This window comes from Pseudomonas sp. BRM28, assembly GCF_002939405.1.
In the GTDB taxonomy this organism is placed as follows: Bacteria; Pseudomonadota; Gammaproteobacteria; order Pseudomonadales; family Pseudomonadaceae; genus Aquipseudomonas; species Aquipseudomonas palmensis.
In genome coordinates this window covers 5,214,769-5,234,393 of record NZ_PEFV01000001.1, presented here as the reverse complement: position 1 = coordinate 5,234,393, position 19,625 = coordinate 5,214,769, and the positions used below count along the sequence as shown (strand labels likewise).

Sequence of the window (19,625 nt, the reverse complement as noted above, 5' to 3'; positions counted from 1 at the left end):
GACATCGCGCACATGACCAAGAGTCGACTCGCAACAACGCTGGGCTGTTTCGCGCTGCTGTGCCTCGTGGTGGCCGCCGCAATGGCCTGGTACGTCACCCGCACACCGGCCTCGCCCTTCGCTGCCCAGGCCAGTGCCGCACCGCCAGACCCGGCCCTGGTGCAACGCGGCGAGTACGTGGCGCGGCTGGGCGACTGCGTGGCCTGCCACAGCCTGCCAGAGGCGGCGCCGTTTACCGGCGGGTTGAAGATGGCCACCCCGCTGGGCGCGATCTACGCCACCAACATCACCGCCGACCGCGCCACCGGCATCGGCGCCTACAGCCTGGCCGACTTCGACCGCGCCGTGCGCCATGGGGTGACCCCGGACGGTCGCCGGCTGTACCCGGCCATGCCCTACCCCTCGTACGCCAAGCTCAGTGACGACGATATCCGCGCGCTGTATGCCTTCTTCATGCACGGGGTGAGCCCGGCGGCGCAGGCCAACAAGCCCAGCGAAATCCCCTGGCCACTGAGCCTGCGCTGGCCGATTGCGCTGTGGAACGGCCTGTTCACCGACCCCGCGCCCTACCCGGCCAAGCCGGACCAGGATGCGCAGTGGAACCGCGGCGCCTACATCGTGCAGGGGCCGGGCCACTGCGGCAGTTGCCATACGCCGCGCGGCCTGGCCTTCAACGAGAAGGGCCTGAGCGAGGCCAGCAAGACGTACCTGGCCGGCGGGCTGCTGGATGGCTGGTATGCGCCGAGCCTGCGCAACGACCCCAACACCGGGCTTGGGCGCTGGAACGAGGCGGATATCGTCAGCTTCCTCAAGCACGGGCGCAACCGGCACGCGGTGGTGTACGGCTCGATGACCGAGGCGTTCAACAATTCCACGCAGTTCATGAGCGACGAAGACCTGGGCGCGATCGCGCACTACCTCAAGTCGCTGCCCGGCGACCCCAGCCGCGACGGGCCGGCATGGCAGTACCAGGCGAGCGAGCTGTCGGCCGCATCCACGGCCCCCGGCGCGCGCACCTACGTGAGCCGCTGCGCGACCTGCCATGGCCTGGACGGGCGCGGCCAGGCCGAGTGGATGCCACCCCTGGCCGGCGCCACCTCGGCGCTGGCCAGGGAGGACGCATCGGCCATCAACATCACCCTGAACGGCTCGCAGCGCATCGTCGCCGCGGGCGTGCCGGACGCCTACCGCATGCCGGCATTTCGCGAACAGCTGTCGGACCGGGAAATTGCCGAGGTGCTGAGTTTTGTGCGCAGCACCTGGGGCAATCACGGTGGCGCGGTAGAGGCCAAGGCGGTGGGCAAGCTGCGCGAGCACACCGGGCCGGCCAGCAGCAACCCGATCATCTTGCAGATGCGTTGAGCATCACAACCAGGAAGCCCCCATGCCATTGCAACGCCTGTCGAGGACGCCCCATGGAAAGCATTGACCTGCTGGTGCTGCGAACTGCCCGGGAGTGGCTTGCCGGCGGCGAGCGCTGCCTGCTGGCCACCGTGGTGCGCACCTGGGGCTCGTCGCCGCGACCGGTGGGCTCGATGATGGTGCTCAGGCAGGACGGGCGCGCGGTGGGCAGTGTGTCGGGCGGGTGCATCGAGGACGACCTGATTGACCGGTACAGCAGCCTCCATGGCGGGCCGGGGATGCCAGGCGGCGCGCCCCAGGTGGTGCGCTACGGCGTGAGTGCGGACGAGGCGCACCGGTTCGGCCTGCCATGTGGCGGCACCCTGGAACTGGTGCTGGAGTTCGCACCCTGCGCGCAGGCGCTGGGCCGATTGCTGGGGCTTCTCGATGAGGGAGTACTGATGCGCCGCGAGCTTGACCTGGCCTCGGGTGAGGTGACGGTGCGGGCCGACCAGCCCCATGCACCGTTCAGCTTCGATGGGCAGCGCATGAGCAACCCGCTGGGGCCGGCTTACCGGATGCTGCTGATCGGCGCCGGTGTGCTGGCCGAGTACGTGGCGGTGATGGCGCTGTTCAACGGGTTCAAGGTGTCGGTGTGTGATCCGCGGCCCGAGCACATGGACGTGTGGACGGTCGCCGGGGTAGAGAAGCTGATGGGCATGCCGGACGACGTGGTGCGCGCGTTTGCGGTGGATGCTCGCACCTGCGTGATTGCCCTGAGCCATGACCCCAGGCTGGATGACCTGGCGCTGATCGAAGCGCTGCGCGGGCCGGCGATGTACATCGGGGCGATTGGCTCGCGGCGCAACAGCGAGAGCCGCCGCCAGCGCTTGATCGGGCATTTTGGCCAGACGCCGGAATCGCTGCGGCGCCTGCATGGGCCCATCGGGCTCTATATCGCCAGCAAGACCCCAGGGGAGATTGCGGTGAGCGTGATGGCCGAGGTGCTGGCGGTGAAGAACGGCGTGCCCCTGCCCGGCGCTGTCGGCGCGGGGCCGACCCAGCCCCGGGTGGAGCACCCGCCACTGACTCAGGCATCGTGTTGTGCGCACCCAGGGTGACTGCATCGCCCTGGTGCTGGCTGCAGGCCGTGCCAGGCGCTTTGGCAGCGACAAACGCCTGGCACGGCTGGCGTCGGGGCAAACGCTGCTGGCAGCCACGCTGGCACGGGCACTGGAGGCGTTCGACGACGTCCGGGTGGTGCTCAGGCCCGGGGACGATCCCGCGAACCTGGCAATTGACGGGCGGGTACGGGTTCTGTGGGCCGAGCAGGCCGACCAGGGCATGGGCAGCAGCCTGGCAGCCGGGGTGCGTGCGCTGGAACAGTCACCGGCCCCGGCCGTGGCGGTGTTGCTGGGCGATATGCCCTGGGTGCAGGGGCAGACGCTCAAGCAGTTGAAGGCCCTGTACAACGCCCGGCAGATCGTGCTGCCGCTGCATCACGGGGTGCGTGGGCATCCGGTGATCTTCGGTCGACAGTTCTGGCCGGCCCTGGCATGCCTGCAGGGCGATCAGGGCGGCAAGGACATCGTGCGCGGCGCGCACGACGCCTGCGTCCAGGTGCCGGTGGAAGATGCGGGCGTCATCAGGGATGTGGATCAGCCGCGGGACATCCCGGCTGGCTCGAGGTGAGCGACGCCACCCGCGCGCAACTGCCGCTGCACGCTGGCGCCGCGCTCAAAGCGCCGCATAGACAAGGGCTGACAGCCGGCCGGGGCGCGGATCGATCATGCTGTGGCCGCCCGAGGTCGTGGTGACGAAACCGAAACTCACGCGCCGCTCGGGGTCGGCAAAGCTGATCGGGCCGCCAAGCCCGATATGGCCGAAGGTGTCCGGGCCCATGGCGTGGGTAGCCGCCGGGTCGATTTGCTGCTCCAGCATGCAGCCCAGCCCGTAGCGCATTGGCCGCATCCATACCCGATCCATGCCATGACTGTGCTCTCGGGTGAATTCGTCGAGCAGTTCAGGGCCGATGAAGTGGCCCGCCAGCAGCGCACTGTAGAAACCGGCCAGGCCGTGAGCGGTGGCATGGCCACACACCCCCGGTTGCCGATAGGCCCACCAGCGCGGGTCACTGGTGCGCCGGGGCACCATGCCGGGGTTGGTGAATGCGAATGTGGCGATATGCGAGGGCTCGGTCTTCACCACCGTGCGCAGCGCTTGCGAGTAGGGGTCGCCAACGCGCCCGGTGGCACTGTCGAAGCGAGCGATACGGTGAAACTGCGTCTCGTCCACCCCAAGGTGCACGTCCAGGCCGTGAGGGTCCAGCATCTGTTCATGGATGAAGGCGCAGGGGTCGCGCCCGTCCACCCGACGAATCAGCTCGCCCAGAATCCAGCCAAAGGTGGTGGTGCCGTAGCCCAGGTCGGTGCCCGGTTCCCACCACAGCGGCTCGTCTTCCAGCACCCGCACCATGTGCTCCCAGTCATACATCATCGGGTTATGGTCGGGGCCCCGCAGCGCCGGCAGGCCGGCGGTGTGGTTCATCACCTGACGCACACTGACCCTGGCCTTGCCGTTGCGGGCGAACTCGGGCCAGTAGCGGGCCACCGGCGCATCCAGTTCCAGCCGGCCCGCCTCGACCAGCATCAGGATGGCCACTGCCACATAGGGTTTTACAACACAGAAGGTGTTGGCCAGCGTGTCGTGCGTCCAGGGCCTGCCGCCCTCCTGGTCCGCCACACCGGCCCACAGGTCGACGACCCGCTCCCCGTCCACCTGCACACAGAGCCCGGCACCCCGCTCCTGCGGATCATCGAACATCGCTTCGAAGGCCTGCCGGACCGCCTCGAAGGGCTGGGCACATATCCCTTGCGCTTTCATGCCTCGTCTTCCTCGTCGTTGAAATGTTGCCCTGTAACCGAGCGACGTTGCTGCGTAGCAGACCTGCCAGGCGACAATGATTGTCTCGGCGCCTGACAGACCCGAACGCATTACTGTTGGCTCGTGAACCTGACTATCGACTGCGCCCCCTGGGGCGCCCCCTCAAACACACAGGTTGATGGAACGTTCATCCACGCGAGCGCGTGTGCGTGTGTGCCAGGGAATAACGGTTCGCGCGTTTATAGGTGCCGAAGTCATTGAACCGAACACCGGCCTCGGCCATGACTTGATGCGCATAAGGCGCGGTCATCTGGCGCAGGTAGAACGGGTCCCTGACAACGAAGTGGTGAATACTGTGGGTGCTGCCGAAGTTGAAGCAGAACAATTGAAACGGCCATAGCCACCAGGCGTTCATGACCTGAGTTTGCTGCAGCGCATTGCGCGGTGCCACATCACCGTAATAGTGCATGTTCGAACTGATGAAAAACAGGCAGAACTGCCGGATCAGGTTGGGCGCGACCAGAATCACGACCACACTGTTGACCACGTCCATCACCGCCAGGGTGGTCGCGGAACTGTGCACCTCGTGCCCGCTGACCGCGCCAAGCCAGGCATACAGGTGGTAGCCGAGAAACACATACCAGCAACCCCAGTACAACAGCCCGAAGGGTGTATTGAGCCGGACGATCTTGACCAGCAAGCGGACTTTCTCCCGCCAGCCTGGGGCAAATACCGCATTGAGAAAACCGAAGATGAACCCGTCCACCAGTTTCAACAACCGCAATACACCCCAGGGGCTGCCACTGGTGGTGATCCAGGCTTCCACATCCGTCTCGGTGCCTGACTCTTTATGGTGATGAAAGTGCAAACTTCGCCTTAACCAGGGGCTGGGCATTCCCGGCCGAGCCAACCAGCATAAAAACATCATGGCATTGTGCGCCAGCGGCTGTTTTCTGAAATAAAGACGATGAATCAGATCGTGTTCTATTTCATGAATGAACGAGGTCAGCAGCGCGTTGATCAGAATGCAGCCCCAGGCAGGAATGGCCCCCTGCAGGTAGAGCCCCCCACTCACCACCATGCCGATCAGGGACACCGCCATGACACCTGCACCCAGCGCATTCTGATGTTGCAGGATCGGATAGCGCTGGCGCAGGTAATTACCATGTTCGGTAATACGCCGGGTAACATGATCAATCTTTTGCTGATCGGTAGTGGGGCGTTCAAGTTCCATTGCTGCCTCCAAGACTTTCATACCTCATCCTCTGTTTGTGTCGGACAATCCCCCGCCAGGACAAACCGGCCGCGTCAATTGTTCGGGCTATACAACGGGTAGGTGAATGCATGCGCGCATTATATGAACGCAAATCGACTGTTTGCGTGAAGCTTGTTAAGATCCTTTCAAGCTTCAAAATGATAAGGCAAGTAAAAGTCTTTGCAACTGTGTATTTTGGGTGGGTTCAGCGTGACAGTTACGTGTAAGGATTTTTAATTTAGTTACAGGTTGTACAGTTATAAAACGACGCCGTACAAGTATTGCCAAGGAGGCACCATGAGATTGCATCGCATCAGATATTGCCGGCTCGCCTCACCGAAACCAGACGCCAGCGTACCCAGCCCAGCCAGCCCCGATGCCTTCGACGCGGTGTTTTACGATGCCCCTGCAGACACGGCCACCCACCGCGCAGGCTTTGAAAAGCTGCTGCGTTACCTGCAGTGCGGGGATACCGTGATCGTGGACAGCATGGCCTCGCTTTCGGCCAATACCGAGCAGTTGTGCAACTTCATTCGCCGCTTGATCGAAAAACAGGTCACGCTCAAGTTTGTGGATGAAAACCTGACATTCCGAGATGACGGCCGTGAAGTTGCGGGCCCCATCGTCGCGGCCATGGAGTTGCTTGCAGAGTTCGAGCGCGCGGCACTGCGCGAAAAACAGGCCGCCGGTATTGCAACTGCAAGAAATCGGGGTTCCTACCGAGGTCGAAAGAAGAAACTGTCCGACAATCAGGTTGTAAGTTTAATTGAGCGCGCCCGCGCGGGAGAAAGTAAATCCCGGCTGGCGCGTGATTTCGATATCAGTCGCCAGACGTTATATCGGTATTTGAAATCGACCTAGGGCTCTTCAGAAGAAGAGCCCTGGGTACTAGTTGTTCCAGGCCGCCTGGGCTACCCTCACTGCTTGACCAGGTCGCTCGGCTTCCAGCTCTGGTCGAAGAACGCCTGTTTGGGCCCATACAACCGCACGATCACCAGAAAGCCCTTGTCTGGCAGGGTCTTGATCCAGTTCTTGCCCTCGCCCGGCGAGGTGGGGCCGAAGTAGATGTCGGTGGAGCCGTCGCTGTTGGGCGTCGGCTTGTCCATCTGGTTGAGCGACGGGAACGGCTGGCCGTTGTCCAGGCCCGATGCCGTGAGGTTGTCGTAGGCGGTAACCGACCAGAACAAGGCCGCCGGCACGTTCGCCGGCAGGTTGAGCTTGTAGGTGTGGGCACCGTCGAGGAACTTGCCCTCGGCATCGCGGGTGGTGGCCGGGTATTTGGCACCGGCGCCGACCAGGTTCATCACCATGCCCGGGCTGTCCGAATAGGCCGAGGTGAAGAACGCCACGCGCTGCTCCAGGTTGGTGAAGGTGCCACTGGCCTGGAACTCGGTGTTCTCCCCGGCAAAGGTGTTCACGAACTGGCGATCCTTGTAGTACAGGCCGCCAGGCTCTTTGGGCAGCAGGTGGCTGGTGACCACCTTGCTCATCTTGAACGCGGTGCGCGCCGCTTCATCGAGCAACTTGCGCCGTTCGGCATCCGGGGCGAAGGGCTTGCCCTTCTCGATGCCCAGGGTGTGCAGGAACCCGCGCATGTCCATGTCGGCCGGGTCCACCGCTTCGGCGTCGATGAAGCGCGACAGCATGTCGAAGTAGCGACCGTCCTCGGGGAACAGCATGTTGATCGGTGCGCCGGTGGCATCGGGAAACTGCATCGCCAGTGCCGAGTCCTTCTTGCCCAGCGGATAGATCCTGGTGCGCTCGACCTCGGCCACCGGCACGCTGAGGTCGTTGGGGTCCTTGAAGAAGGTGCGCCAGAACAGGAACACGTTGTTGGTGCGCGAGCGATAGACGTAACCCTCGGTCGGCTCCGGGCCATTGTAGCCCGGCGGCAACAGCACGTAGGTGCCACCCTTGCCCTTGTCAGGGCCGGCCAGGCCCACGTCGCCGCGCCAGGTCTTGCCGTCGATGGTCGGGCCGACGATGGGGCGCTGGAAGAAGTCGTCGAACATGCCCTGCACCCCAGGCGGGGCTTCGACCACCAGCGGGCCGTACTTGGCCAGGTCCAGGTAGCTCATGGCGTAGACCAGGTCGGAGTTGGGCGTGGTCACCAGTGTCTTGGCGTTGATGCGTTTCTTCCAGGTGGGCAGGATGTTGTAGCCGGCGCCGAAGTGCTTCTCGGAGGCCTCCTTCATCGACCAGATGTTGATCGCCGGCAACGCCCACAGGTACGACTGCACGGCGCGCTGGAACACCAGCTCGTCGATGAGGCTGCGTGCGGTTGCTTCGGTCGGGAAGCCCTTTTCGAAGGGCTGGTTGGCCAGTTCTTCGTAACGGGTGGCGGCATTGGCCACGCTGCTCAGGGAAATGGCTACGGCCAGGGCCGTCACGGTGCTGCTCAAACGGTTCATGAGGTGTCCTCGTGGCGCGATGGGGTAATCCGTTCAGTTGACCTTGACCACGGCCGGCGGCGTCCACTGGCCGTTCATCGCCGCCGCCTGTGGCCAATAGGCCCGCACGTAGAGCGAGAAGTCGGCCCCCTTGGGCGCGGGCAGCCAGTTGCTCTCCTTGTCCGCGCCGGGCGAATCGCTTTGTACGTAGAGCGTCAGCGAGCCATCGGGGTTGGTCTTGAGCGACGTGTTCTTGGTACCCAGGGAGTAGCGCCCCAAGGGGTTTTCGGCGAAGAAGTGCTGCTGGTTGTACAGCGTCAACGACCAGAACCCCTTGACCGGCGGCAGCGCGCCCTTGGGGAAGGTCACGCTGTAGCGCTGGCCACCGTTGAGCCGGGTGCCGGAGGCATCCAGGTCCTGGTAGAAGTACTTGGTCTCGATCTGCTTGTTGACGAAGATGTTCGAACGGGCCACCGCGGTGCGCAGGAAATAATCGGTGCCGAACGCCGCGCCGTTGCTGATGGTGCTCCAGTGGTGGGGCAACTGCTGGCCGTAGTTGCGAAATTGCAGCAACGGCTTGACCACCTCGCTGTCAGCCTTCTGCGCCTCGTCGATCATGGCTTTCTTCAGCTCGGGATCGCGCTGGGCTATCTGCGCCAGCACCGTCAGTTGCGCATAGCGCGCCTCTTCGCCGGGCAGCGGCCTGGCATCCTTGAGAATCGCCGGCAGCTCGTCGAAGAAGGTTTCCGGGAACACCCAGCGGGTTTCCTCTTCACCCGCCGCCTCGGCCGGGAATTTCGGCGACTGGCTCCAGTCACGCTGCTTGGGCTTGCCGTCGTACTTGGACAAGGGGTACATGTCGATGCCCGACAGATAGTGCTGGATGGCCTTGCGATCGTCGTCGGTATCGTCCTGGAACACCCGTGGAATCACGAACCCGGTGTTGGTGCTGGCGCGGAACACCTGGGTGATGCCCTGTGGCACCTTGCCGTTCCAGTCCGGGCCCACCAGCAGGTAGAAGCCGGGCTTGGTGCCGTACATCTTGCCCAGCTCGGCAAAGCTGTCGGAGCGCAGGTCCACCATCTGGTACACCCAGAAACGGTCGCCGAAGTCCGGTACCTGGATCACCACGGGTTCGATGTCCAGGGCGATGCTGCCTGCGCCATACACCACATCCTGGTTGGGGCAGGCCACGAGCCGTTCCCCGGGCGAGATGTAGTCGGTGAGCATCGACAGGTGGTTGATCGGCGCCACAGGCACGATGCCGCCCATCAACCCCGCCTCGGGCAGGTCCTTGAACTTCTGCCGGCGGTTGAAGATGTTGGCCATGGGCCAACCCCAGAAGTACGCCTCCCTGGCCATCATCCGCACGTAGGTTTCCGTGACCTTCACATCCGCTTCGGGCCCGGAAACCTGCACTACCGGCTGGGTCTGTGCCTGGGCCGCTGTGCTACCGAACAGTACCGCGGTAGCGAGCAATCCACTGAAAAACAGGGGTGTCTTGTTCATCGGGTGCTTCCTTGCCTGTATGCCTGGGGGTGGGGTGACAAAAGGTGATGGTTAGAAACCTAGCAGAGGACGCGGCATCGGCCAGAACGCCGCTATTTATTGCGACACACCTTGACACATCATTTGGTAACGATTCTCATATGTATTATATTTATCACTACCACTGGGACCCTTCATGTCGCGCCCTACCCCGCCGCATTGCTCCGGCCTGCCCCGCAATCTGTTGGCCATGGCCATCTGCATGGCCACCCTGACCCCCGCCCTGGCCGATGACAGCTCTGCGACACCGCAGCCAGCCAAGGCTGCGACCCTGGAGCTGGGCGCCACCGAAATCGTCAACACTCAACTGGGCAGCACCACCGAAGGCACCCAGTCATACACCACCGGCGCCATGTCGACCGCGACCAAGCTGCCGCTGACCCTGCGCGAAACGCCCCAGGCCGTTACCGTGATTACCCGCCAGCGCATGGACGACCAGGCCATGACCAGCATCAACGACGTGGTAAAGGCCACCCCGGGGCTGTTCCTCGACTTCTCCAGCGGCCCTGGCCGGCAGACGTACTCGGCGCGCGGTTTCGACATCGACAACCTGATGTACGACGGCATCCCCAGTGGCTACCAGGGCTGGACCGTGGGCGCCCAGCCGAACCTGGCGATGTTCGACCGGGTGGAGGTGGTGCGCGGCGCCACCGGGCTGGTGACCGGTGCGGGCAACCCTTCGGCAGCCATCAACCTGGTGCGCAAGCGCCCGCTGGCCGAACAGAAGGTCACCCTCACCGGTGCGGCCGGCAGCTGGGACGACTACCGCGGCGAGGTCGATGCCTCCAGCCCGCTCAACGACAGCGGCACCCTGCGCGGTCGGGTGGTGACGTCCTACCGCGACAGCAACAGCTTCGTCGATGGCGTGGACGAGACCCACGGCCTGTTCTACGCCATCACCGAGGCGGACCTGAGCGACGACACCACCCTGACCCTCGGCTTCTCCAACCAGAAGGACAAGACCAACTACTTCTGGGGCGCCTCGATGATCGGCCTGGACGGCCATCACCTGAACCTGCCGCGCTCGTACAACCCGGGTACCCCCTGGGAGAACAAGGACCAGGAGATCAACACCGTCTTTGCCGAGGTACGCCAGCGCCTGGCCAACGACTGGAAGCTGCAGGTCAACGCCAACTATTCCGAGCAGAACGCGCTGTTCTCCGGCTCGTACCAGTCGCGCTGGGTCAACAACACGCTGGCACGCACCGTGTACCAGTCGGCCCACGATGAAAACCAGGCCGGCGTGGATGCCTTTGTCAGCGGGCCCTTCGAAGCGCTGGGGCGCACCCATGAACTGGTGGTGGGTGCCAGCAAGCGCATCTACGACATGACCACCCACAACTATGCCCCCTACGACCCCAACTGGCCGATCGATGCCGGCAAGCCGAACTTCACCCACACCGGCAACAGCCGCGAAGTGACCACCCAGGATGGCGTGTACCTGACCACCCGCCTGAGCCTGGCCGACCCGCTCAAGCTGATCCTGGGCGGGCGCCTGGACTGGTATGACTACGACAACCGCGATGGCGACGGCGACTACAAGGTCACCCGCAACGTCACCCGCTATGCCGGGCTGATCTACGACCTGGACGAGCATCACTCGGTCTACGTCAGCTACAGCGACATCTTCACCCCGCAGAGCAGCAAGGGCACCTCCGGCACCCCGGTCAAGCCGATCGTGGGCAAGAACTACGAGGTGGGCATCAAGGGCGAGTACTTCGAGGGTGCGCTCAACGCCAGCCTGGCGCTGTTTCGCATCGACCAGGAAAACCGTGCGGTGCAGGTGTTCGTGCCGAACTGCCCGCAGACCGAATGCTACGAGGCCTCGGGCGAGATCCGCAGCCAGGGTATCGACTTCGAGCTGCAGGGTGCGCTGACCGAGAACTGGCAGGTGGGCGGTGGCTACACCTATGCCCGCGTGCACACCCTCAAGGACGCCGCCAACCCGCAGAACGTCAACCAGCGCTTTGACACCGACACGCCCGAGCACCTGTTCAAGCTGACCACCACCTACCGCTTCCAGGGCCCGCTGGAGAAACTGCGCGTGGGCGGCAACGTGTCGTGGCAGAGCCGCCTGTACAACGACGTGGCGCTGGCCAACGGTGGCAGCTATCGCCTGGAACAGGGTGGCTACGCCGTCACCGACCTGATGGCCGGCTACCGGCTGACCCGCAACCTGGACCTGCAGCTCAACGCCAACAACGTGTTCGATCGCAAGTACTACTCGTCCATCTCCAACTCGACCAGCTACGGCGGCGACACCTACGGCACACCGCGCAACATGATGCTCACGGCCAAGTACAGTTTCTGATGTGAAGTGGCGCAGGGATGCGCCGTGTTGTTGTCTGTACGCAGTGCGCCACGCACGTCCTGCCGTTCGATCAAACCGTCCCTGCCCTTCAACCATTGCGCGTGGGTTTTCTGGGGCGACATCCTCAATCCGTGATGACTTAACTGTTGCGGTCCATCCGCTTTAGATAATGTCACCTTTCACTTCAATCAAAATATCTCGCAACTACTGAACGCCACTTAACACAATATCTGAATCAAACAAGCTATCAATCATAGGAAACTTCCTACCACTGCAGCAACCAACACCTCTCGACCAAAAACACCATTAACACTCAAAACTTAAGTACGTCACCGGGCAGTGACAAAATAACTTCTGCCCAGTCGCACCGCGACTTGACAGGCCTGCCCGCCAGATGGAAGTATATTTTTCATCACGTAGCCGCCCGGCACTTTTAAATAACCACCACCCCATAATAAATATAGAACTGCCTCGTCATCCGGAAGAGCCAAGGCTGATGAAAGCCTTGCTGCATAACAAACCGAAGTAACTGCCAACGTTGAGTCTGAAAGGATGTTCAGCCATGCAGCTTCTCCATCACGTCATTGCAGATAATGCTACTAAATACCCTACCAAGTCGGCCATTGTGCTGGATGGCATCACAACGCCTTATCAAGTGCTGCAACAGCATGCGGATGACGTCGCCTCCTTGCTGCAGACGGTGGGCATTGCAACAGACGACCGTGTGGGTCTGTACTCAGCCATTTCCGTCGAGCTGATCGCTGCTTATCTGGCCATCCTGCAAGTCGGGGCAATCACCGCTGCAACTCATCACACACTAAGTCGCGAGAAGCTGGTTCATCAGCTCAAGGATTCAGGCACGCGTGTGCTGATTACCGACTGTACCGAGGGTCTGCCGGATCTGATTGAGGAAGTCGGACTGGAGCTGATTTTGCTCACCGGTCCGGTATTCGCGGCTGCGCCAAAGGTCATCCGACTGGCTGATGCCATCGCCTCGTACAGGGATCAGAATGCCCCGGCCGCTATGCCGCTAGTCATGGACTCCGAGCAACCCACCTCGATCTTCTATACCTCGGGTTCGAGCTTCAATCCCAAAGGGGTGCTGGTCAATCATCGGATCATGCTAGCGGCCTGCAGCCGGGTCACCGAGTACCTGCAGATCAAACCCGACGACCGCATCCTCAGCTATTCGACGCTGGGTTCCGACTATGGCGTCTACAACGTGGTGATGCCGCTGTTCGCCGGCGCCACCAGCGTCATAGAAAGCCGCCCCGCCAGCACCGCCGACGATGTGCTCGCGGTTGTCGAGCGCGAGGCAGTCACGGCGATGCATGTCTTCCCCCCGGTATTTTCCCTGCTAGCCAATGCTGGCCCTGAATGGCAGGTTCGGGTCCCCAGCCTGCGCTACATTTCCAGCAGCGGACAGGCCTTGCACGTCCGCCAAATTCAGCAGGTACGCAATGTGCTGCCCAGGGTGAAGCTCTTTTCCAGCTACGGGCTCACAGAGTGCAAGCGCGTCAGCTACCTGCCCCCCGGGCAAATCGACGAGCGCCCAACTTCAGTGGGCAAACCCCTGCCTGGCATCAGCATTTGCCTTGTGGACGAACAGGGTCGAGCCATCGACCAGCCCGGCCAAATCGGTGAGCTGCTGGTAACCAGCGACTACCTGATGCTCGAGTACTGGAACATGCCCGAGGCCAATGCCAAAGCCTTCGTACACGATGCCTTCGGTCATTCTCGGATGTTCCGCACTGGCGATCTGTTCAAGCAGGACGCTCAGGGTTACCTCTACTACGTGGCCCGCAAGGACGATGTGTTCGCACGCAATATCTGGATGGTCAACCCGCTGGAAATCGAGCAGTGCCTGGCCGCGCACCCAGCGGTGGCCGAGGTGCTGGTTGTGCCTGTCGCCGACGAATCGGCCGGCCACGTGCCAAGGGCCTGCATCGTGCTTGCAGCGGGCCATGACCAGACCAGCGAGCAAGCTCTGCTCGATCACTGCAAAGCCCGGCTGGACTGGCACATGGTGCCCACCCACTTCGTATTCCTCGAAGCTTTGCCGAGAACCGACTCAGGCAAGTTCACCACCCAAGGACTGATCTGATGGCAGGAATGACAAAATGACCACTTGTACCCAGCCTCTACTGGACGACGCCATTCTGGACCAGGACCTGCAACAAAGCGCCATGCTCAAATTGGCCGGCCACTTCCATAGCCTGGCAACAGGCGCCAGCCAAGTGCCCTTGCAATCCCTGCACAGCCATCTGAAGTCGAAGATCGAAGACCCACGAGTCCTTGACTACCATGACCGCTTGATAGAGGGTGCGGGGCCACTCTTTTCTCATTTCCTCGCCAGTGTTCCATACATTCTCGAAGAGCTGTCCAGGGTTGGCGTAGCCCTGACCCGCCTGGCCCAGGCCCGCACCACAGAAGCCGGCCAGACCTTCAGCCTGTTCGAAGTAGATGCCTTTGATGGCAGTAACGGCCGTGCTCTGGCCGGCCATTCGCAAGGCCTGATCCGCAGCTTCACCTCATCTCCCAATCGGGCGAACCAGATCACCTTCGACAGGCACGCAGACCCGGCATTGTCGCGGTTCTATCCGCAGTCTTTCTTCAAGGTGTGCCCGCCCCTCTTGCAAAGCCCCGAATACGAGAGCTTCAACCTGGGTTTTGAGTTCATTTATGAAATGGCCGCGTTCCAGTTCTATAGCCGTGACCGCAATCGGCAAATCAGCCATATCAAGCAATTTCTCAAACCTGGGGGGTTGGCATTTTTTCTTGAGAAGCTTAACCACCCCGACCCTATGGAATACCTGCGTCGGGAGCGCATCAAGGACGAGGTGTTCAAAGCTCGCTACTTCAGCGAAGAAGAAATTCGCTGGAAACGCCAACAGATGCTCCAACAGATGCAAAACGGCCAGGTCACCTTGGAAGAGTTAGTCAGCACCCTCTCGACCCATTTCAATCACGTTCACCTCCTCTGGAGCAGCAGTAACTTCTGCGAATTCGTCGCCTCTGACGACCCGGAGAAAATCGAACACTTCCTCAGTCTGCTGGGCCCGGTGGTGCAACCCGCAGACTTCAGCTTTGAAAGCACGCGCCTGGGCGCCATTTCGTCCTCGCCGAGCGATGATGGGGGCTCGGGTAATGTTTGATTTCGCTGAACAGATGCCTCACCAGGCGGCCCTGCCCGCACTCTGTCAACGAGCCCGACAACACCTGCCAGGCTGGCGGGAACGAGCGAGCGTGGCAGAAAAAAACCGCCGCTTGAACAGCGCTACGTTCACCGAGCTGTTTGCTGGCGGTTGGCTGGACCTGCTGTCACCCCGCGCCCCGGCCACCAGCAGCGGGCACTGGCCAACACTGGTGGAGAGCGCGCGCATCGCAGCCATGGGCTGTGCCTCCACGGGCTGGATGCTGGCCCTGGTGGGCGGCCACAGCTGCATCGCTCGGCGCCTGCCTCCATCCTGCCAAGCCCGGCTATACGCCGAAGGCCCTCGACAGCTGTTCGCCTCAGCTTCCAACAGCGCAGACAGCCAGTTGTCATTCGAGGCCGAGGGCGTTCGGGTTAGCGGGCGCTGGCGCTTCAGCTCGGGCATCGAGAACGCCACGTGGTTGATACTCAATGCCCCCTGCCCGAACCACCCGGATGCCGAGCGGACCCCGCGTTTCCTACTGCTGGTCGCTGCGCACAAGGTCCAGAAGCTGGACAGCTGGGATAGCTACGGCATGGCGGCAACCGGTTCGCACGATGTGCTGGCCCACCAGTTGCTGGTGCCCCACGAACAGGCCTTCCCCTTGAACGAAATATTTGGCCAGCGCCCGCTCGCACCCGGCGCCGACTATATCGACGGGCTTCCGCTAGCACCCTACCTCACTACCTCCATCATCGGCCCGCTACTGGGTTGTGCCGAGGGCGCGCATGCCGAATATGTGGCGACCCTGGCCGGATCGCCTCTGTCCAGCGATCCACGCTACGCCGAAAAGGTGTCCCACTCCTCGGCGCAGCTCTACAGCGCCAGGCTGCTGTATGACTCGCTGATTTCCCGGTTGCATGACGCCGGTATTCGTAGCCACGCTCTGGACGCAGCGCAACTGTTGCTGCTCAAACGCGACCGCGCCTATCTGGCACGACAATGCGTGCAGGTGGTGCAGCGCCTGGTCGAGCGGCTGGGCGCCTCGTCGCTGGTGACTGGCAATCCGCTTCAGCGTCACTGGCGCGATATTCAGGCCATGGCCGCGCACCGCGACCTGGTCTGGAGCGACGCGATGCTGGCCTGCGGCAAAAACATCCTGCTTCCCGTCAGTACAAATACAGAACCGGCCTGACTCCTTCTTAATCCCTGCATTGCCAGAGAGGCCTATATGTTCGTTCGCAACAAATCCGACGTCGAGAAAACCCCGTACTTTGTCGAATGGGGCGCCGGCACAAGCCATCGCCTGCTCACCGAGCGGGACGCCATGGGTTTTACCCTGTGCCACACCTTGGTCCGTGCTGGCACTGAATCACTGCTGCAGTATCGCAATCACCTGGAGGCGTGTTACTGCATCGCAGGGGAAGGCGAAGTCGAAGACATGCAGGGTAATGTCTATCCGATTCGACCCGGTGACGTGTATGTGCTCGACCAGCATGATCGCCATTACCTGCGCGGGGGCAAGCAACAGGATCTGATTCTGGTGAGCGTTTTCAACCCGCCCTTGCGCGGTGACGAGCGACATAACCTCAACGACAACTCGGGCTCTGCCTATTGATGTAGCGGCATGCCGTCACGCCACGCCGCCAAGCGGCAGGAGGTTGTTGTGCGTAAGGACTACCTGGCTTTTTTCACCTCACTGTTCTTCTCTCGACTGGCAGACCAGATACTTCTGTTCATCGTGCCGCTGGTGGTGTTTCAGGTCACCGACAGTGCGTCCTGGGCCGGGCTCGCTTTTTTCGTTGAATCACTGCCACGCTTTCTGGCGTTTCCTGTGTGCGGGGCCCTGTGCGACAAGTTCTGCCCCATCAGGATCCTGCACATCAGCCAGATCTACCGAGCGCTTCTGTGCGTGCTGGCGGTGGTGTTCTACGCCCTTTTCGGCGGCATTGCCTGGCTGGTGGTGCTGTCGGCGCTGTGTGGGGTACTGACCACGCAGGGCATCATGGCCAGAGAGGTGCTGATGCCGCATATCTTCCAGCACTACAGCTACGCCAAGACCCTGGCCTACTCGCAGATAGCCGACCAGACCGGGCTGGTGCTCGGGCCGCTGGTGGCAGCGCTGTTACTGGAAGTCTGGGCCTGGCATTGGGTGGTGCTTGGGGTGGCCGTGCTGTTCTTGCTGGCCGACATCGGCATGCTGGTGTGGCAACGTCTAAGCCGCATCACGCTGGGAGTGTTCGAGCAGCATCAGGATATCTGGCTGCAGCCACTGCGCATCGCCTTCGGGCATATCCGCGCATTGGCGGAGCTGAAAAAGATCATCGTGCTAGCGGTTGGGGTCAACCTGATCGTCGGGGTCACCTTGGCCACCTCGGCGGCCATGGTGCTCGGCGAGTACAGCGCCGGCAAGGATGACTACGCAGGGCTGCAGACAGTTGGCGCAGTGACCACCATCGTGATTCTGTTTTTTCTCGCCCGGGTGGTGTTGTCTTTAGGTGTAATGGGGGGCGTGGCCTATTCGATGATCGTCGCAGGCGCGTTCATCAGCGCCTGGAGCCCAGATCTGATCGGTTACGTGGTGGGGTTTCTGCTGATCGTCGGCTTCGACAAGATGTTCAACGTCTACATGCGCAGTATCCGTCAGCGGGTCATCGCGCCTCAGGACTTTGGCAAGACGGTGGGGGTGATCACCTTGCTCAACAATCTGTCGCAGCCCCTGGCCGGCTTGCTGGTGGCATTGTTGGCTGCCCCTTTGGGCACGCAAGGGGTGATTCTGATGCTGGCTGTGTCGGCTACGTTGCTGGGTGCGGGGGCGCTGTGGTGGTTTGGAAAGGCACCGGGCCAGCTCGACGCATCGGCACTGGAGGCAGGCCAAGATCCCGGCAAGTGAGTGAGGGGGCGCATTGACTGAGGTTGATTTTGCTATTAGTTAAATTTACAACTCTATCGTGCACTGGCTAGAATCAAGTAAACTTTAAAAAACCATGCCCTGGGCGAGCTCATGAAAAGTATCAACATTGCATATATCCTGTTCGGCTCCGTGCTTTCTTTAAAAGTGATGGCGAGCGGGCTAGACGTCGAGCACACACTAATTGAGCATCGCTGGTACACTTTTGAAGACGTGATAGAAAAGAGAAAAATATACAACAGGGTGGATATTTCGCGAGGGTACATCGAATACCATTTCGAGGGTGATGAATATAAACCCAAGCAGCCAGAAGAGAAATTGACGCCCCGTCAAAAATTCTATTCCAACCATGGCAGCGTTGGAACCTACGCGGCTGCTGATTATGAGACCGCGCTAGACAAGGAGTGCATAGATGTTGTCTCCGGTTCTTTAGGATCATTTATAGGGGACTATGAAAATTCCAAAAGACCTGACAGACAAAAATACAAGCGTACCGTTGTTGGCATAAAATCCTTAATGTACAAAGGCCCTGAGTATAACTTCAAGAGCCCTTCATCCTGGTCGCCTGCAGCGTTGCCCAAGAACAACAAAAGTCTTCTTTGTGAAATCTATGAAGTCAAGAGCAAAGAAAGTGATGTGAAATACATTGTTTATGCTGCTTCAGTGGCAACCGCTATGTTTGACGAAATTCATACGGCCCCATTGCCAGGTAAAAAGGTCGAGTAATTAAAGGACTTCGCACTCATGCTGCGGCCCACTGCTGCGGCACTGGCCGAATGCGGCCCTTCGTGAATGGCTGCTATGGGTCGATTGCTGCCACACGTAGACTGAATAGATGTCAACCCTGACCCTATTCGCCGTCATCGAACCGCTGGGGTAAGCTTCGCGCCAGAGGCTTTACCCACCAAGGAGAATAAACGGCGATGGGCTTGTTCAGTCGATTGTTCGGCGATCGCTTCACACAACCCCCACCCGATGAACCAAGGTTGAGCGATGCCGCGATTATGCGTGAGCTTTATCCATTCGGTGCGCAACTGAAAACGTTCACCCAGGCCCTGTTGGCGCGGCTGCCTGAAAAGGAACGTGCGCGTCTCTTGAGAAGGGTGTCGCGCTATTACAACCTAGGTGAAGACCCGGCCACCGCGTTGGTCAGTGGTCTTTTGGACGCTGATAAAGGCCAGTTACTCAATAATCTGGTTCTAATGGCCGTGGACGTGCACGGCTTCGATGATTTCAAGTACCTGGCACCGAAACTGATTGAAGCCAGCGGCATTGACCAGATTTATGCCTACAAGCTGGAAGAGACGCCATCACTGATGCAAGTGCTGATCGATTTCGATCAATGGCTGACCGGGTTCGGGAAGCGCTTTCTGCATGTGGATACAGGCGGCGCCGATTATGTGGGTTGCATCATTGAGCAAGATTGCGTCGAAAACCTGATCTCGCTGGCTAAGCAGGCTGGCATCGACGCACGGCTCGATCCCTTTTGAGACACGTTGGCTGACCGCTATCGGCCAATAGCGGTCGTTCTGGAATGGCAGGAAACGACCGATAACTGCCTTCGATACGCGACTTTCGCCCACCAGCGGCTCGATTGTAAGAATATGGCGGAGAGCTGCAAAACCGCCTACGCTTATAGAATGATTCCTCGAACGCCTTGCCCATCTGGTGGTATAGAGCCGAGAGATCTGACTTCCTTTGACCGTCCGCTTAACACCCACCCGGACCAACCCGCGCCTATCGCCAGCAACTGCCCCCTGAGTCCGGTCCACACGACCAGCAGTACGGCGCAACGGGTAAAAGCCAGACCCAGTCCCCCCACCTGCTGTTCAAAAGCGACCGATGCCGCAGC

At 61.1% G+C, this 19,625-nt stretch carries 16 protein-coding genes; 12 read left to right on the top strand and 4 right to left on the bottom strand.

The genetic code is table 11. The annotated features are described in order from the left end of the window. Positions 1-12 precede the first annotated feature (12 nt). Genes CR917_RS24130 through CR917_RS24120 form a run of 3 tightly spaced genes read left to right on the top strand, consistent with a single transcriptional unit; the run spans position 13 to position 3,033 of the window. Positions 13-1,362, top strand: a complete 1,350-nt coding sequence (locus CR917_RS24130; protein ID WP_104573070.1) for a cytochrome c — start codon at positions 13-15, stop codon at positions 1,360-1,362. A gap of 53 nt (positions 1,363-1,415) precedes the next feature. After that, positions 1,416-2,462 (top strand): XdhC family protein, encoded by a 1,047-nt coding sequence (locus tag CR917_RS24125; protein ID WP_104573069.1) that lies wholly within the window; start codon positions 1,416-1,418, stop codon positions 2,460-2,462. Then, a complete protein-coding gene (locus tag CR917_RS24120) occupies positions 2,446-3,033 on the top strand; it encodes an NTP transferase domain-containing protein (RefSeq protein WP_104573068.1) in 588 nt (195 codons plus the stop codon). The genes CR917_RS24125 and CR917_RS24120 overlap by 17 nt, the downstream gene beginning before the upstream one ends. A gap of 45 nt (positions 3,034-3,078) precedes the next feature. Here the strand turns inward: CR917_RS24120 and CR917_RS24115 are convergent, their stop codons facing one another. Further along, a complete protein-coding gene (locus CR917_RS24115; protein WP_104573067.1) occupies positions 3,079-4,224 on the bottom strand; it encodes a serine hydrolase domain-containing protein in 1,146 nt (381 codons plus the stop codon). 187 nt (positions 4,225-4,411) lie between these two features. Further along, positions 4,412-5,479, bottom strand: a complete 1,068-nt coding sequence (locus CR917_RS24110) for a fatty acid desaturase (protein WP_104573066.1) — start codon at positions 5,477-5,479, stop codon at positions 4,412-4,414. A gap of 297 nt (positions 5,480-5,776) precedes the next feature. Between CR917_RS24110 and CR917_RS24105 the strand changes: the two genes are divergently transcribed. Then, positions 5,777-6,340, top strand: coding sequence for a recombinase family protein (locus CR917_RS24105; protein ID WP_043862978.1), 564 nt, complete (start codon positions 5,777-5,779; stop codon positions 6,338-6,340). A gap of 56 nt (positions 6,341-6,396) precedes the next feature. On the opposite strand, the gene CR917_RS24100 is transcribed toward CR917_RS24105, so the two are convergent. Beyond that, entirely contained in the window at positions 6,397-7,890 is a 1,494-nt protein-coding gene (locus tag CR917_RS24100) for a DUF1254 domain-containing protein (protein ID WP_043862979.1), read from the bottom strand. A gap of 33 nt (positions 7,891-7,923) precedes the next feature. Beyond that, on the bottom strand, positions 7,924-9,378 hold the full coding sequence (locus tag CR917_RS24095; protein ID WP_104573065.1) for a DUF1254 domain-containing protein: 1,455 nt from the start codon (positions 9,376-9,378) through the stop codon (positions 7,924-7,926). Between the two features lie 175 nt (positions 9,379-9,553). Here CR917_RS24095 and CR917_RS24090 point away from each other — a divergent pair, with 175 nt between their 5' ends. The 8 genes from CR917_RS24090 to CR917_RS24055 all read left to right on the top strand — a co-directional run bounded on the left by CR917_RS24090 (position 9,554) and on the right by CR917_RS24055 (position 19,263). Beyond that, positions 9,554-11,728 carry a TonB-dependent siderophore receptor gene (locus CR917_RS24090; RefSeq protein WP_104573064.1) on the top strand — a complete coding sequence of 725 codons (2,175 nt, stop codon included), beginning with the start codon at positions 9,554-9,556 and terminating at the stop codon, positions 11,726-11,728. A gap of 562 nt (positions 11,729-12,290) precedes the next feature. Further along, positions 12,291-13,832 carry a class I adenylate-forming enzyme family protein gene (locus CR917_RS24085; RefSeq protein ID WP_104573063.1) on the top strand — a complete coding sequence of 514 codons (1,542 nt, stop codon included), beginning with the start codon at positions 12,291-12,293 and terminating at the stop codon, positions 13,830-13,832. 16 nt (positions 13,833-13,848) lie between these two features. Next, positions 13,849-14,883: a hypothetical protein gene (locus tag CR917_RS24080; protein WP_043862982.1), complete on the top strand. Its 1,035-nt coding sequence runs from the start codon at positions 13,849-13,851 to the stop codon at positions 14,881-14,883. Positions 14,884-14,974: 91 nt separating this feature from the next. Further along, positions 14,975-16,057, top strand: a complete 1,083-nt coding sequence (locus CR917_RS24075; RefSeq protein ID WP_256589753.1) for an acyl-CoA dehydrogenase family protein — start codon at positions 14,975-14,977, stop codon at positions 16,055-16,057. Between the two features lie 36 nt (positions 16,058-16,093). Further along, complete coding sequence (locus tag CR917_RS24070; protein ID WP_043862984.1) at positions 16,094-16,480, top strand: ectoine synthase; 387 nt, start codon at positions 16,094-16,096, stop codon at positions 16,478-16,480. A gap of 48 nt (positions 16,481-16,528) precedes the next feature. Then, the gene (locus CR917_RS24065) at positions 16,529-17,755 is read left to right on the top strand and encodes an MFS transporter (protein WP_104573061.1); all 1,227 of its coding nucleotides are present in this window, start codon (positions 16,529-16,531) and stop codon (positions 17,753-17,755) included. A 111-nt stretch (positions 17,756-17,866) separates the two neighbouring features. Next, on the top strand, positions 17,867-18,499 hold the full coding sequence (locus CR917_RS24060) for a hypothetical protein (protein ID WP_104573060.1): 633 nt from the start codon (positions 17,867-17,869) through the stop codon (positions 18,497-18,499). A gap of 197 nt (positions 18,500-18,696) precedes the next feature. Then, the gene (locus CR917_RS24055) at positions 18,697-19,263 is read left to right on the top strand and encodes a hypothetical protein (RefSeq protein ID WP_104573059.1); all 567 of its coding nucleotides are present in this window, start codon (positions 18,697-18,699) and stop codon (positions 19,261-19,263) included. The last annotated feature ends 362 nt before the right edge of the window (positions 19,264-19,625 follow it).

Coding starts and splice junctions, on each gene's coding strand:
- CR917_RS24130 (WP_104573070.1), top strand. CDS start 13: ATGACCAAGAGTCGACTCGCAACAACGCTGGGCTGTTTCGCGCTGCTG.
- CR917_RS24125 (WP_104573069.1), top strand. CDS start 1,416: ATGGAAAGCATTGACCTGCTGGTGCTGCGAACTGCCCGGGAGTGGCTT.
- CR917_RS24115 (WP_104573067.1), bottom strand. CDS start 4,224: ATGAAAGCGCAAGGGATATGTGCCCAGCCCTTCGAGGCGGTCCGGCAG.
- CR917_RS24110 (WP_104573066.1), bottom strand. CDS start 5,479: ATGAAAGTCTTGGAGGCAGCAATGGAACTTGAACGCCCCACTACCGAT.
- CR917_RS24105 (WP_043862978.1), top strand. CDS start 5,777: ATGAGATTGCATCGCATCAGATATTGCCGGCTCGCCTCACCGAAACCA.
- CR917_RS24100 (WP_043862979.1), bottom strand. CDS start 7,890: ATGAACCGTTTGAGCAGCACCGTGACGGCCCTGGCCGTAGCCATTTCC.
- CR917_RS24095 (WP_104573065.1), bottom strand. CDS start 9,378: ATGAACAAGACACCCCTGTTTTTCAGTGGATTGCTCGCTACCGCGGTA.
- CR917_RS24090 (WP_104573064.1), top strand. CDS start 9,554: ATGTCGCGCCCTACCCCGCCGCATTGCTCCGGCCTGCCCCGCAATCTG.
- CR917_RS24085 (WP_104573063.1), top strand. CDS start 12,291: ATGCAGCTTCTCCATCACGTCATTGCAGATAATGCTACTAAATACCCT.
- CR917_RS24080 (WP_043862982.1), top strand. CDS start 13,849: ATGACCACTTGTACCCAGCCTCTACTGGACGACGCCATTCTGGACCAG.
- CR917_RS24070 (WP_043862984.1), top strand. CDS start 16,094: ATGTTCGTTCGCAACAAATCCGACGTCGAGAAAACCCCGTACTTTGTC.
- CR917_RS24060 (WP_104573060.1), top strand. CDS start 17,867: ATGAAAAGTATCAACATTGCATATATCCTGTTCGGCTCCGTGCTTTCT.
- CR917_RS24055 (WP_104573059.1), top strand. CDS start 18,697: ATGGGCTTGTTCAGTCGATTGTTCGGCGATCGCTTCACACAACCCCCA.